The sequence below is a fragment of the Streptomyces sp. AA4 genome (assembly GCF_000158875.1).
GTDB lineage: Bacteria > Actinomycetota > Actinomycetes > Mycobacteriales > Pseudonocardiaceae > Amycolatopsis.
Genome location: NZ_GG657746.1, coordinates 4558736 through 4572219 on the forward strand (window position 1 = coordinate 4558736; position 13484 = coordinate 4572219).

Here is a 13484-nt window from a genome sequence, read left to right on the forward strand (position 1 = left end):
GGAGCCATGAACGACGAGGGACCCGGCGGCCGCGCCAGCGGCGGCATGCCAGCCGTGGACCGTTTGCTCGACGAGGTGATCGAGCTGCGGCTTCCGGCGGAGACTTACCAGATCCCGCTTGTCCGCATGCTCGCGCAGGCAGTCGCCGCGCGGGCCGATTACGGGCTCGACGCGATCGCCGACGCCAAGATGGCGGTCGACGAGGCGTGCGCCCAGGTTGTCTCGACGGCCGCCCCGGGGGCGGCGATGACCTGCCAGTTCACCGTTTCGCCCGACGGGATCCGGTTCACCGTCAAGACCCGCACCCAGCAGCCGGAGCCGCCGAGCGAGCGAAGTTTCGGCTGGCACGTCCTGACCACCCTGGCCTCGAACGTGTCGGCGCGCTCCGTGCCGGATCCCGCCGAAGACGGCTACGCGCTGACCCTCGACCTCGACCTGCACCGGGAGGGGAGCGGGTGAACCAGCAGCCCGTCACCCGCCACCGCGACGAATACGCGCACACCGCGCCGCTGTTCGAGGAGCTCGCCGCCCTGCCCGCCGACGACCCCCGGCGGCCCCGGCTGCGCGAGCGGCTCGTCACCGAATTCCTCCCGGTCGCCGAGCACATCGCCACCCGGTTCACCGGGCGCGGCGAACCCCGCGAGGATCTCGTCCAGGTCGCCCGGATCGGCCTGATCAACGCGATCGACCGGTTCACCCCGGACCGCGGCCCGGACTTCCTGTCCTTCGCCGTGCCGACGATCATGGGCGAGATCCGCCGGTACTTCCGCGACACCGGCTGGTCGGTCCGCGTGCCGCGGCGGCTCAAGGAACTGCACCTGTCGCTCAGCCGCGGTTCGGCCACCCTGTCGCAGACGCTCGGCCGCGCGCCGACGCCCACCGAGCTCGCCGAGCACCTCGGCCTCGAACTCTCCGAGGTCCACGAGGGCCTGGTCGCGGGCCACGCGTACCAGACGCTGTCGGTGGACAAGCCGGTCCACGACGACGCCGAACCGCTGCTCCTGGCGGACACGCTCGGCAGCGACGACCCGGAGATCGAGCACATCGAGAACCACGAGGCCCTGCAGCCGCTGCTGCGCGAACTGCCCAAACGGGAGCGCGCGATCCTCGTGATGCGGTTCTTCGGCGGCCTCACGCAGACCCAGATCGCCGAGCAGGTCGGGATCTCGCAGATGCACGTGTCCCGGCTGCTGTCGCAGACTCTCGAACAGCTGCGCGACAAGCTCACCGGCGATCCCTGAGCAAACCCGCGACGGGGGTCGCCCGACCGGGCGCGCTCCCGTTGTCGTACCCCTTCAGAGCTGCGACGATGCGAGTCCGTCCAGCACTGAGGAGGGTCCGATGGCTTCGAGACTCAACCCGTACATCAGCTTCGCGGGCAACGCTCGCGAGGCGATGGAGTACTACCACGAACTGTTCGGCGGGAACCTCGCGCTGAACACCTACGGGGAGGCCGGCGCACCCGCGGAGGCCGGCAACGCGGACCACGTCATGCACGCGATGCTGGAAGGCGACAACGGCTTCACGCTCATGGCGTCGGACGTCCCGCCCGGGATGGAGCACAACCCGGGCACGAACATCTCGATCAGCCTCAGCGGCGACGACGGCGACCTGCTGCGCCGCTGCTGGGAAAAGCTGTCCGACGGCGGAACAGTCGCGGTTCCGCTCGAAAAGCAGATGTGGGGCGACGAATTCGGGGCGTGCACCGACCGGTTCGGCATCTCCTGGATGGTCAACATCGGCCAGCCGGGCTGAGCTGTTCCTGTCAGCTGTCCACCTCGACCTCGGCCCCCACCGGTAGCCGGTCGAAGGTGGAGGCAGCCGTGCGCCGGACGGTCGAGCGGCCCGGTGTGGAACGCGATGCCGCCCGGGGCGAAGAACACCGAGTTCGGCATCTCGTTGCCGTACTGGTCGCTGCGGTGGTCGCGGTCCTTCCACGCCGCCCGGCACGATCTTTCCGCGCGTCCGTCCGCTCCCGCCTTTCGCTCCGCCGTTCTCTGCGAACGAGCGGGGCGAAAGGTTGCGAGCGCGGACGTGTCAACAACCAATACTGCCGGCGGCTGGAAGCGAACTCGTGCCGGACGGGTTTTGAATCCGTTGCCTCTGCCTGCGCGCGGATCCGGCAGGAGTTCGACACCGCCTCCTGACTGTCCATTCAGGACGCTTTACCCCCGAGAAGCTTCCGCAGCGCCGCCCCGTCGGGCGCACCGAGCCCGGTGCACGCGTCCCAGCCCGCCGCGGCTGAGTACGCGCCGTTGCTCCCCTCGGTGATGTCGCGGAATCCCGGCTGCGCCTTGCCCGCGCCGACCCCGGCGTACAGCTTGCTGTGCACCGGCCCGAATCCGCGTCCGGCCGATTGCGCCAGCCTGGCCAGCAACGCCGACCACAGCGGCGAAACCGCGCTCGTGCCGCCGACGACGATCTGCTTTCCGTCGACCAGGACCTGGTATCCGGTCGCCGGGTCCGCGTTGCCCGCGACGTCCGGGACGCCGCGGCCGGGTTTGCCGTCCCCGGACCGGGTGGGCACACCGGCGGCCTGCTGGTAGTCCGGCACCGGGAACGCGTCGCTCACGCCGCCGCCGGTCGCTCCGCCGCCGGAGGTGTTCCACACCGTTTCGGAGTTCACTGTGGACGGTGGGGTTCCGTCAAGCTTTGTGCCGCCGCAGGCGAGCGCGTGCGGGCTCGACGCGGGGAAATCGACGTGCTGCGCGCCGTCGGTCTGCCCGTCGGCGCTGCCGTTGTCGCCGGAGGCGCAGCACACCGTCACCCCGAGAGCGGCCGCGTCAGCGAACGCCTGGTCCATCGCGGTGCGGGCCTGCGGCGTCCACTGGTCCTCGGACTGGCCCCAGCTGATGCTGACCGCGACCGGGGTCGGCGTCGCGTGCACCGCGGTGCTCACCGCGTCCAGGAAGCCCTGGTCGGTGTTCGGCGCGAAGTAGACGACCTGCGCGGCTCCCGGCGCGAGCGCTCCGATCACCTCGATGTCCAGCGCCACTTCGCCATCGGCCGAATTCGGGTCGCCGGTCGGCGCGTTCTTGCCGCCGTCGACCCCGGTCGCGGTCACCTTCGGTTCGGCGATCTTCAAGCCGGCGAAGTACTTCTTGAGGTCCTCCGGTTTGTACCCGCCGCCGAGTTCGATCACCGCGACGGTCTGCCCGGTGCCGTCGGCGTCGGCCGGGAACCCGTACAGCTGCCCGACCTGATCCGGCGAATAGCCCTTTCCGGCGGCTTTCTTGTGCAGCCGGAACATCGCCCGCGCCTGCGGCCGTTCGTCGAGGCCGAGCACGGCGACCACGACGTCCGCGAGCGAGGCGGGCACTTCCAGTTCCCCGCTGCGCGCGGCGAATTCGCCGGAGTCGCCGCGGCGGACCAGGTTCAGTTCGGTCTTGAACACGGCCGTCATCGCCCTGGCCGAGCCCCGGACCGCGACGCGGCGCGATCCGGCGTGCGTGCCGGTGACGGTGAGCCCGGCGTCGGTGAGGACCGTGCGCACCAGATCGAGATCGTCGGCGGCGGCCCCGTAGCGGTCGGCGAAATCCTCCGGGGCGAGCGGCTCGCTCAGCGCGGCCACGTCCAGTTCGGCGCGCCGCCGCAGCACGACGGTCGCGGTGACGGTGGCGTCCGCGTCGAGCGGGCCGAGCACCTCGGCGTCGGTCAGCGCGGAACGGGTGCTTCCGGACAGCGATACCCATTGTGAATCAGTCATCACGCTATGGTGAACCCCTTCCGGCGGGTCCACCACCGCCGCATCCCCCGTCCGGAGGCAAAATCTGTCCGGTTTTCTGTCGACCCGCTGGCTGGGACCGCGGATGCCGTGCCGCGCGGGCGCGAGCACAGTGTCTTCATGAAACGGATCCTGACTCTGGGCACGGCTGCCGTGCTCACGCTCGGTGCGCTCGCCGCGTCGGGCAGTGCCGAGGGCGACCTGGCCGCGCACGGCTGGGCCGGCACGTGGGCGGCGGCGCCCGCGGCCGCGGTGGCGAACACGCCGCAGGGGTATCCGAACTACTCGATCCGCAACGTCGTGCACACCAGCGCGGGCGGAAATCAGGCCAGGGTAAGGCTTTCCAACGCCTTCGGCACCGCACCGCTCACCTTCGGCCACGTCACGCTCGCCGTCGCCGCCGACGGTCCGCGCGCGGCGAGCGGCACGATGCGCACGCTGACCTTCGGCGGACAGTCCACTGTGGTCGTTCCGCCCGGGGCCGAGGTGCTGAGCGACCCGGCGTGGCTGCGCGTTCCAGCCGACGCGGACCTCCTCGTGACCACGTACGTGCCGACGCCGTCCGGCCCGGTCACCTACCATCCGCTCGCGCAGCAGACGTCGTTCTTCACCCGCGCCGGCGATTTCGCGAACGAGGAATCCGGCGCGTCGTTCACCGAAAAAACCGCGGTGTGGCACTACGTCAGCGAAGTCGACGTCCGCGGACCGGCACGCGGAACCGTGGTGACGCTCGGCGATTCGATCACCGACGGCGCGGCCTCCACGCCCGGCGCGAACCGGCGTTGGCCGGACAAGCTGAGCGACCGGCTGCACGGGCAGCTCGGCGTGCTCAACGCCGGCATCAGCGGCAACCGGCTGCTGCTCGACGGCGGCACCGCGGGGCGCAACGCGCTCGCCCGGCTCGCCGACGACGTGCTGACCAGCGGCGACGTCCGCACGCTGATCGTGCTCGAGGGCATCAACGACATCCAGCAGAACCCGCACCAGACCGATCCGGCGATGCTCGTCTCCGCGCTGCGGCAGATCGTCGCGCAGGCCAAGGCGCGGGGCATCCGCGTCATCGGCGGCACGTTGACGCCGTTCAAGGGCTGGAAGGTTTACGACCCGACGCTCGAGCAGACCCGCCAGGCGGTGAACGCTTTCATCCGGACCAGCGGGATCTACGACGGAGTGGTCGACTTCGACGCCGCCGTCCGCGATCCCGCCGATCCGCTCGCGATGCTCCCCGCCTACGACTCCGGCGACCACCTGCACCCGAACGACGCCGGGTACCAGCGAATGGCCGACGCGGTGCCGCTCACTCTGCTGTGACCGGCACGAGCGGCTTGCGCGGGAACGCCAGCACGGCCAGCAGGCTGAGCACGCCGACGCCCACCATGTAGAGCGAGACCGACAACGACGTCCCGGTCGATTTCTGCAGCGAGGCCGCGATCAGCGGGGCGAACCCGCCGCCCAGCACCGCGCCCACGGCGTAGGCGAAGGACGATCCGCTGTAGCGGTACCGGGATTCGAACAGTTCCGAGAACAGCGCCGACTGCGGGCCGTACGTCGCGCCGAGACCGATGTTGAGCACCACCACCGCGACGATCAGCAGCCACGGCCGCGCGGTGTCCACGAGCAGGAAGAACGGGATCGACCACACGACCAGCAGCACGGAACCGGCGAGATAGACCGGTTTCCGCCCGACCGAGTCCGACCAGATCGCCGCCGCGACGATGCTGACCAGCCACACGGCGCTGCCGACGATCACCACGACCAGCATCGTCGTGCTGGACAGCTTGAGCACCGCGGTGCCGTACGACAGCAGGTAAGCGAAGAAGATGTAGCCGAGCGCGGTGTTCGCGATGAAGCTGACCGCCGCCGCGAGCACCTGCTTCGGCCGCGCGCGCAGCACCTCCACGATCGGCAGCTTGCTGCGCGCGCCGGTGCTGCGCAGCTTCGCGAAGACCGGGCTTTCCTCCACGCGCAACCGGATCACCAGCCCGACCCCCACCAGCACGAGGCTGACCAGGAACGGGATCCGCCAGCCCCACGACCGGAAATCGTCCGGCGACAGCGAGCTGTTCACCAGGAAGAACACCAGCTGCGCCAGGATCAGTCCGGCCGGGACGCCGATCTGCGAGAAGGAGCCGTACCGGCCGCGTTTGCCCGCCGGCGCGTGCTCGACGGCCATCAACGCCGCCCCGCCCCATTCGCCGCCCGCCGAAATCCCTTGCAGCACCCGGAGAACGACGAGCAGCACCGGCGCGATGACGCCGGCCTGGTGGTACGTCGGCAGCATCCCGACGCCCGCGGTCGCGAGCCCCATCAGCACCAGCGAGGCGACCAGCATCGCCTTGCGGCCCACGCGGTCGCCGAAGTGGCCCCAGACGATCCCGCCCAGCGGGCGCGCGACGAACCCGACGCCGAGCGTCGCGAACGCGGCGAGCGTGCCGGACGCCGGGGACAGCGACGGGAAGAACAACTTGTTGAAGACCAGCGCGGTCGCCGTGCTGTAGGCGAAGTAGTCGTACCACTCGATCGTCGTCCCGATCGCGCTGGCGAGCGCCACCCGCCGGATCCGCCCCGCCGGGTTCGCTTCCTGCTCAAGCACCACTGCCGAGCCCCCTTCTCGTTCAGGCGCGTCATCTTGGCACGACGGCTCCCTCCCGGTCGACCACCGGAAGGCGGGGGCTTCGCCCGTCCGGCGGCGTCGAGTCCGCGACCGCGGGCGGCACCGACGGCGGGCGGCCGCGCGGAAACTCGGTTCCCCGGGCCGGTCCGGTGTGCGAAGGTCGGCCGGTGCCCGATTCCTCCCTGTCTCTGCTGCGCTGGCAGTTCGACCTCGCCTGGTCGCTGTTCGAGTACCACCTGGAGCGTCTCGAACCCGGCGATTTCGGCTGGGCGCCCGCCGCGCGGTGCTGGACGATGCACCGCGCCGAAGACGGAACCTGGACGCCGGACTGGGCCGACCGCGAGCCCGATCCGGTTCCGGCACCGACGATCGGCTGGCTGAGCTGGCACCTCGGCTGGTGGTGGAGCGGCGCGATCGACCAGCTCCGCGGGCGGGAACCGCGGAACCCCGCGTGGCCGGGTCCCGGCGAACCGGCTGTCGCCTGGCTCCGCGGCTTGCGCGCGGAATGGCTTGCCGCGCTCGACCGGCTCACCGACGCGGACTTGGCTTCCGCCGTCCCGGTTCTGCCGGAAGACGATCCCCGGCAGCCGATCGGGCACTTGCTCGCGTGGGCGAACGCGGAGCTGATGAAGAACGTCGCGGAGATCGGGCAGCTCCGCCTCCAGCGCGCCGCCCGCTGACGAAACCCTTACCCGGCCTTGGCGATCAGCTCGTCCGCGACCCACCGCGCGACCCCGGCCGGATACGGCGCGGGAAGCCCCAGCACCACATGGCCGAACCCGGCTTCCAGCGCCTCCCCGATCGCCGTCCGCGTGAGCGCGGGCTGGTCGTAGGACACCGGCAGGTGGATCGACCGCGCGATCTCCGCCGGGTCGCGGCCGAGGTCCGCGCAGTACTCGTCCAGCATCGCGCCGCGCTCGACGACGTCCGCGAGGTCCCCGCCGGGAATGTTCCAGACGTCGGCGTGCTCGGCGACCACCCGCAGCGTCGCGCGGGACCGGCCGCCGAGGACGAACGGCGGATGCGGGCGCTGCACCGGCTTCGGATTGCCGAACGCGCCGGCGAGCCGGACGTGCTTCCCCGCGAAATCGAACGGCTTGTCCTCCGTCCACAGCTTCCGGATCACAGTGCACGCTTCGGCGAACCGGTCCACCGCGTCGGCGGTTTCCAGGTACGGCAGGCCGTGCGCTTCGTACTCCCGGCGAGCCAGCGGGTGACTCGGCCGGGAGCCGACGCCGAGCCCGAAATCGAGCCGTCCGCCGGAGACGACGTCGACGGTCGCGGCGATCTTCGCCAGCATCGCCGGCGGACGGAAACGGTTGCTGGTCACCAAAAGCCCGAGCCGGAGCCGTTCGGTTTGCGCGGCGAGAGCGGAAAGCAGCGTCCAGCCTTCGAAAATCGGCCCGTCCGGTTCTCCGGCGATCGGCAGGAGATGGTCGAACAGCCAGGCGTGCTCGATCTCCGGGATCGCGTCCGCCTCGCGCCAGACTTGGTGCAGCGCCGCGTAGCTGGTCTGCATCGGCGCGGTCATGATGCCGAATCGCGGTTGCGTGGTCATCGCGGGAAGTCCTTTCACCCGTGCGATTCGACGCGGCCGAGCGGGCTGTCCTCGATGCCCGCCCAGCTGTCGTCGCCGGGAATGAGCGCACTGCGGAGATACGCCGTGGTGAGCCGCTGCTGCAGCGCGACGCGTTCCGGGCTTTCGTCGGTGGTTTCCTTGGCGTCGTATCCGGTGAGCCCGCCGAGCGAATGTTCCGCGCCGAAGAGCGTCAGCAGGCTCTTCTCCCCCGGGCTGAGCCGGTACGCGTCGGTGAACCAGTCCGGGCCGCGCACGGACAGCATCGAATTGTCCTGGTCCCCCGCGACGAACAGCGCGGGCGCCTTCAACTCATCGAAATTCGGGCTCATGAACGGGAAATTCTCGGCAGCGAACGGCGACAGGTCCGCGCCGCCGATGCCGGGAATCGCGAACAGCACCCCGGCGGACACCCGCGGATCGGAGAGATCCTCGCCGACGCTTCCGTCCGCCTCGACGACGCGCGCGCCGAGCAGCATGCTCGCCGACTGCGCGCCCCAGGAGTGCCCCGAGACGGCGAGCCGGTTGTGGTCGACTCGGCCGCTCAGCCCGGGCAAAGCCGCTTCGACAGCGTCGAGCCGGTCGATGACGTGCCGCAGATCCTCGACCCGCAACCGCCAGATGTCCGGCGTGCGCGGGTCTTCCGCGGGCAGCGCGCGGGTCCGCGCATCGAGATGAGTCGGTTGCACGACAACGAATCCGTGCGCGGCCCAGTAGTCGGCGAGCGGGCGGTACCCGTCGAGGGACTGGCTGAACCCGTGGGAGAACACGATCACCGGCAGGTCCCGGCCGGTCGCCGGGGCGGACACGCGGACCGGCAGGTCCTCGCCGCGGCCCGGCGCGTCGAGCCGCACCGGCTGGACCGAGACGACCGCAGCCGCGGGCTGTACTGCAGACATGGGAGTACCTTCTTTCGCCGTCCGGGCGCGCGAGGGTGTGGTGGCCGACGGCCCGGTCTGGCATCATGAGCAAACGGAACGTTGCTCCGGTAACTATACGGAACGTTGTTCCGCTTGTCTACCGGCGGCACGCGGAGGGAGTGGCACGTGGGTGAAAACGCGGGGTCCCGCACCAAGCGGGCGGACGCCCGGCGCAACGAGAAGACCCTGCTCGACGCGGCGGCGGCGGTGTTCGTCGCGTCCGGGGTGGACGCGCCGGTGCGCGACATCGCGACCAGGGCGGGCGTCGGCGTGGGCACGATCTACCGGCACTTCCCCACCCGCGCGGACCTGATCATCGCGGTGTACCGGCACCAGGTCGAAGCGTGCGCCGACGCGGGCCCGAAGCTGCTGGCGGACAACGCTTCCCCGCACGCCGCGCTCGCGCAGTGGATCGACCTGTTCGTCGACTTCCTGGTCACGAAGCACGGCTTGGCCGGGATCATGCAGTCCGACCACAGCGGCTTCGAGGCGCTGCACGCGTACTTCCTCGAGCGGCTGGTCCCGGTGTGCGCCCAGCTGCTCAACGCCGCCGCCGAGGCCGGGGAAATCCACGTCGACCTGGAGGCCATCCACCTGATGCGCGGCGTCGGGAACCTGTGCATCGGCGCGGAAGCCGACGACAGCTACGACGCGCGCCGCCTGGCCCGGCTGCTGATCACCGGGCTCCGGGTGGCCGACTGATCCGGGAGCGTTTTACCGCGCCGGAACGGTGACTTCGTCCGGACGCCGTTCCGGGCGCAGCCCGCGCCAAGCCGTGTGCCGCAGGCGGCCGTCACCCGGTGTGAGGCGGCGGTACACGACCTCGCCGACCACCTCCGGGTTCAGCCAGTGCGCGCCGCGCGCCCGGTCTCGCGGGACCTGGTCGGCGAACGGGCTTGTCTTGCGCTCCAAGGGAACCAGCTGTGCCTGAAGGTCCTTGAGCATCGCGTCGGTGAAGCCGGTGCCGACGTCGCCCAGATACCGCAGCTCCCCCGACTCCGGGTCGTGCGCGCCGAGCAGCAGCGCGCCGATCGTGCCCTCGCGGCGGCCCTGGCCGGCCCGCCAGCCGCCGAGCACGACCTCGGTCGTCTGCACGAGCGGGTGTTTGAGCCATTCCGGACTGCGCCGTCCCGGGTGGTACCGCGACGTACGGGCCTTCACCATCAAGCCTTCGAGCATCATCGTCCGCGCGACGTCGAGCAGCCCGGCCGGGGTCATGCCGTCTTCGGCGAGGTCGCTGTGCCGGTACCAGGGCGTGATCGCGACCAGCTGCCGGTCCGGCGGCTCGATCTCGGCGAGCAGCCCGCGGCGTTCCTCGTACGGCGCGTCGAGCAGGCTCACGCCGCCCAGGCTGAGGAGGTCGAAGGCGAAGTACGCGACCGCTTTCCAGGTGCGGTTCTGCAGGAGCCCGAAGTCGGGACGGCCGTGCTCGTCGAGGGCGACGATCTCGCCGTCCAGCACCGCCGGGCGGCCCCCGAGCGCGTCGCCGAGCGCGCCGGCCAGCTGCGGGAATCTGGCGGTGAAGTCGTTGTCGTTGCGGCTGGTCAGCAGCGTGCTCCCGTCCGGCGCGACGCGCATGGTCGCCCGGTAACCGTCCCATTTGAACTCATACGCGTACGCCGGGTCGTCGCGCAGCCTGCCGCCGTCGGGCGAGGCCAGCATCGGCTCGATCGCGGGCGGCATGCCGCCGGCCACTTCGGACATTCGGGCACCTCCGCGCACCACCGTAAGCCGAACCCGCCGGATCCGCCGCCGTAAGATGGCCGGGTCCACGACGGAGGGGGCCAGGACCGGTGCCGAGCAAGGATTTCGAACGGATCATCCGCAAGCTGCGCGACGTCGAACGCGGCAGCGGCCGCGACTACACGTCGTTCAGCGTGCACGGCAAGCGCTTCGGCTACCACTGGCCGCGCACGGACACGGTCGGGCTCAAGCAGACCATCGCGGAGCAGCAGGCACTCGTCGCGGAACGGCCGGACGTCTTCGAGGAACAGTTCACCTCCGGCGGATTCGGCTGGGTGGTGGTGCGGCTGAGCGGCATCGAGGCCGACGAACTGGCCGAACTCGTCTACGAGGCGTGGCGGCTGTCGGCCCCGGAGGACCTGGCGGCCGAGGTTCCGCTCCCCCAGCTCTGACAATCCGGCATATCGGGTCACGACCCGGCCGGTTCCGGCGATCTTCTTCTTCGGGTTCCGGAGAAGGGGGTCCCCGGGGTCGCGGCGATCGGGGCAGGTGCTGGCGGCGTTCGGGGTGCTGGCGGTGGGAACGTTCCTGAACGGAGTCCACATCGGACCGAGCCCGCGCGCATGAGTCCACGCTGGACAGTCCACAAACGACAGTGCGCCCCGGCCGGGAAGGCCGGGGCGCACCACAAGAGTCACCAGGGGTTGTTGTCCTGCTCGTCCGGATCGATCCCGCCCGGACGGCGGCCCTGCGGCGGCGAAGCGGGTCCGCCGGGCGCGGGCGGACGAGGCGCACCGCTCGCCGGGGGCGGCGACGCGGGCGGCTCCGGCGTTTCTTCCGCGCTGTCCTGCTGTTCGGCCGGGTCCGGGTCGGGGTCCGGGAAGCGGGTGCGGAGCGAATCGAGCATGACGGCGCGGGTGTCCGGGTCCTCGTCGCCGAGGCTGCGGCCCATCACCTCGGCCACGCGGGCGGTGATGCCCGACTGCGCCTTGCGCATCGTCTCGAGCACCATCCGGGAGAGCTCCTCCGGCGGGACGGTGCGCGTGCGGGAACTGAACACCAGGTCGGACACGACCCCGTCGGCCCCGACGGTGACCTTGACGGTCCCGTCCGGGCTCGTCGCGGTCAGCCGCAGCCGCTCGGTTTCCTGCTGGGCCGCCGCGTAGCGCTCCGCCTTGCGGGCGAACCCGGCCGCCCATTCGTCCATTCGCCGGATTGCGTCGTCGGGGTCCCTGATCAGGTCGCCCAGCCCACCCGCGCTGGTCATGCTTTTCGTTCTCCTCGAATCCCGTCGCCCGCGCCGCTGCGGGCGGGTCCAGTCCTCGCCGCGACCGGCACCGTCGTTCCTCCGACGGTACCCGCCCGCCGCCGCGCCGCGAGGGCGGCTCCTCGCTACGTCTCGTCGGCCCGTTCCTTCGGGCGCAAGGGCTCCGCGCTGTCGTACCGGGCTTCCGCGGGCACGGCGTCCCGGCCGGACGGCAGGTTCTGCCCGGCCGGAGTCCGCACGCCGCCGACCCGGAACCGGTCCTTCAGTTCCGCGCCGCTTTCCGCGCTGAGCGGACCTTCGGTCGCCACCTTCCTGAACGGCTTCGACTGGCCCTCGTCGCCCTCCTGGTAGGACTTCGCGGCGGTCCGCACGTTGTCCGCGGTCGCCTGGACGCCCTCGATCGCCCCGCCGATCGCTTCCTTCGCTTTCTCCCCGGTCGGGTTGATGATCGGCGGGAGGAACGCGCACAGCAGCCCGTACGCGTCGTCGGACATGGCGTAGTCGGCCGCCTGCACCGCGGTGTTCAGGCGGTCCACCAGGCCGTCCAGGTGGCTCGCGTGCGCCACGAGGTCGTCGGGTTCTACGCGGAACCCCTGCGCGCTTCCGCTCATCGCCGCCTCACTTCCAGTCCTTGTTCTTCCAGTCGCCGATCACCGGCGGGGCGACGACCTCGTCCGGCGCGAAGAACGACGGATCGTCCGCCTCGACGAAGCTCGCGACCTTGTGTTCCTTGTCCTCCGGGCCCTTGCCGCCCTTGCCGCCGCCCATGGCTCCCATGCCGGGAGCGCCCGCGGCCCCCTTCGCGCCGCCCGCGCCCGACCCGCCGCGTCCGGCCACGCCTTCCTCGGCCGGGCCGGAGCCGCCCGCGCCGCTGAACGCGCCGCCGGAGCCCGGGCCGCCCTTGGCGCCGCCGAGGCCGCCCGCACCGCCGCCGCCGAGCCTGCTGCTGATGCTCTCGCCGTTGACGCCGCCGAGCTTGCCGATGCCGCCGAGCTTCTCCCCGCTCGGCCCGGTGCCGCCGCCCGGGAACAGCGGCTTGCCGTCCGGGCCGATCTTGCCGGGGGTGAACGGTTTCGGCTCGAACGGCTTGATCCCGCCGGGGCCCTCGGGGATCGAGGGCTTGAACGGCTGCGGCTTGTACGGGTTCGGCTTGTACGGGTCGCCGTCCCTGCCGGTGGGGATGTTCGGGATGGGCGGCGGGGTGAAGTTCGGACCGCCGCCGCCGGGATTGCCGCCGCCGGGGATCGGCGGGATGTTCGGCGGGGTGAAGTTCGTGCCGCCGGGATTGCCGCCGCCCGGAATGGGCGGGAGGTTCGGCGGGGTGAAGCCCTGTGCCCTCGTCGAGCCCGGGTCGTTCGGCCCCGGAACGGTCGGGAACGAACCGCCGGGACCGCCGCCGCCCGGACCGCCGCCGGGGCCGCCCTCCGGGATCTTCAGCGACGCCGGGTCGAACTTGCGGTCGGGGTGCTGCCCGCCGGGACCGCCGGGGACGCTGCCCGGTCCGCCGCTGCCGCCCGGTCCGTAGGGCTTTCCGTCCGGTCCGATCGGCCGTCCGTCGGGACCGATCGGCTGCCCGTCCGGGCCCACGGTCGTCCCCGGCGGGCCGATCGGCTTGCCGTCGGGGCCGAGCGGACGCCCGTCCGGCCCGACGAGCTGGCCGTTCGGGCCGACCGTGGTCCCGGGCGGCCCGATCGGCTTGC

14 protein-coding genes and 1 pseudogene are annotated in these 13484 nt (G+C 71.5%); 7 read left to right on the forward strand and 8 right to left on the reverse strand.

Annotated elements, in window-relative coordinates; genetic code table 11:
- Positions 1 to 6 precede the first annotated feature (6 nt).
- The 3 genes from SSMG_RS20950 to SSMG_RS20960 all read left to right on the forward strand — a co-directional run bounded on the left by SSMG_RS20950 (position 7) and on the right by SSMG_RS20960 (position 1755).
- Positions 7 to 459 carry an ATP-binding protein gene (locus SSMG_RS20950; protein ID WP_050788238.1) on the forward strand — a complete coding sequence of 151 codons (453 nt, stop codon included), beginning with the start codon at positions 7 to 9 and terminating at the stop codon, positions 457 to 459.
- Positions 456 to 1241, forward strand: a complete 786-nt coding sequence (locus SSMG_RS20955) for a SigB/SigF/SigG family RNA polymerase sigma factor (protein WP_037714359.1) — start codon at positions 456 to 458, stop codon at positions 1239 to 1241. Before SSMG_RS20950 ends, SSMG_RS20955 begins: the two co-directional genes overlap by 4 nt.
- A 100-nt stretch (positions 1242 to 1341) precedes the next feature.
- Complete coding sequence (locus SSMG_RS20960) at positions 1342 to 1755, forward strand: VOC family protein (RefSeq protein ID WP_009079215.1); 414 nt, start codon at positions 1342 to 1344, stop codon at positions 1753 to 1755.
- A 400-nt stretch (positions 1756 to 2155) separates the two neighbouring features.
- Here the strand turns inward: SSMG_RS20960 and SSMG_RS20965 are convergent, their stop codons facing one another.
- On the reverse strand, positions 2156 to 3706 hold the full coding sequence (locus SSMG_RS20965) for a protease pro-enzyme activation domain-containing protein (protein WP_037714361.1): 1551 nt from the start codon (positions 3704 to 3706) through the stop codon (positions 2156 to 2158).
- Between the two features lie 138 nt (positions 3707 to 3844).
- Between SSMG_RS20965 and SSMG_RS20970 the strand changes: the two genes are divergently transcribed.
- Entirely contained in the window at positions 3845 to 5035 is a 1191-nt protein-coding gene (locus SSMG_RS20970; RefSeq protein ID WP_009079218.1) for an SGNH/GDSL hydrolase family protein, read from the forward strand.
- On the opposite strand, the gene SSMG_RS20975 is transcribed toward SSMG_RS20970, so the two are convergent.
- Positions 5022 to 6317 (reverse strand): MFS transporter, encoded by a 1296-nt coding sequence (locus SSMG_RS20975; RefSeq protein WP_286156967.1) that lies wholly within the window; start codon positions 6315 to 6317, stop codon positions 5022 to 5024. The genes SSMG_RS20970 and SSMG_RS20975 overlap by 14 nt on opposite strands.
- A gap of 188 nt (positions 6318 to 6505) precedes the next feature.
- On the opposite strand from SSMG_RS20975, the gene SSMG_RS20980 reads away from it, so the two are divergent.
- Complete coding sequence (locus SSMG_RS20980; protein ID WP_037717632.1) at positions 6506 to 7018, forward strand: DinB family protein; 513 nt, start codon at positions 6506 to 6508, stop codon at positions 7016 to 7018.
- 8 nt (positions 7019 to 7026) lie between these two features.
- On the opposite strand, the gene SSMG_RS20985 is transcribed toward SSMG_RS20980, so the two are convergent.
- Both SSMG_RS20985 and SSMG_RS20990 read right to left on the reverse strand, forming a co-directional pair.
- Positions 7027 to 7896, reverse strand: a complete 870-nt coding sequence (locus tag SSMG_RS20985) for an LLM class flavin-dependent oxidoreductase (protein ID WP_037714363.1) — start codon at positions 7894 to 7896, stop codon at positions 7027 to 7029.
- 14 nt (positions 7897 to 7910) lie between these two features.
- Positions 7911 to 8813 carry a hypothetical protein gene (locus SSMG_RS20990; protein WP_009079225.1) on the reverse strand — a complete coding sequence of 301 codons (903 nt, stop codon included), beginning with the start codon at positions 8811 to 8813 and terminating at the stop codon, positions 7911 to 7913.
- Positions 8814 to 8960: 147 nt separating this feature from the next.
- On the opposite strand from SSMG_RS20990, the gene SSMG_RS20995 reads away from it, so the two are divergent.
- On the forward strand, positions 8961 to 9536 hold the full coding sequence (locus SSMG_RS20995) for a TetR/AcrR family transcriptional regulator (RefSeq protein ID WP_037714365.1): 576 nt from the start codon (positions 8961 to 8963) through the stop codon (positions 9534 to 9536).
- A gap of 12 nt (positions 9537 to 9548) precedes the next feature.
- Here the strand turns inward: SSMG_RS20995 and ligD are convergent, their stop codons facing one another.
- Positions 9549 to 10538 carry a non-homologous end-joining DNA ligase gene (gene ligD, locus SSMG_RS21000; RefSeq protein WP_009079228.1) on the reverse strand — a complete coding sequence of 330 codons (990 nt, stop codon included), beginning with the start codon at positions 10536 to 10538 and terminating at the stop codon, positions 9549 to 9551.
- Between the two features lie 89 nt (positions 10539 to 10627).
- Here ligD and SSMG_RS21005 point away from each other — a divergent pair, with 89 nt between their 5' ends.
- Positions 10628 to 10969, forward strand: a complete 342-nt coding sequence (locus SSMG_RS21005; RefSeq protein ID WP_009079230.1) for an MmcQ/YjbR family DNA-binding protein — start codon at positions 10628 to 10630, stop codon at positions 10967 to 10969.
- Between the two features lie 242 nt (positions 10970 to 11211).
- On the opposite strand, the gene SSMG_RS21010 is transcribed toward SSMG_RS21005, so the two are convergent.
- The 3 genes and pseudogenes from SSMG_RS21010 to SSMG_RS21020 all read right to left on the reverse strand — a co-directional run.
- A complete protein-coding gene (locus SSMG_RS21010) occupies positions 11212 to 11784 on the reverse strand; it encodes a YbaB/EbfC family nucleoid-associated protein (protein ID WP_009079232.1) in 573 nt (190 codons plus the stop codon).
- A gap of 125 nt (positions 11785 to 11909) precedes the next feature.
- Positions 11910 to 12395, reverse strand: a complete 486-nt coding sequence (locus SSMG_RS43640; protein WP_009079233.1) for a type VII secretion target — start codon at positions 12393 to 12395, stop codon at positions 11910 to 11912.
- Between the two features lie 7 nt (positions 12396 to 12402).
- A pseudogene (locus SSMG_RS21020) lies at positions 12403 to 13484 on the reverse strand (hypothetical protein); the annotation flags it as partial.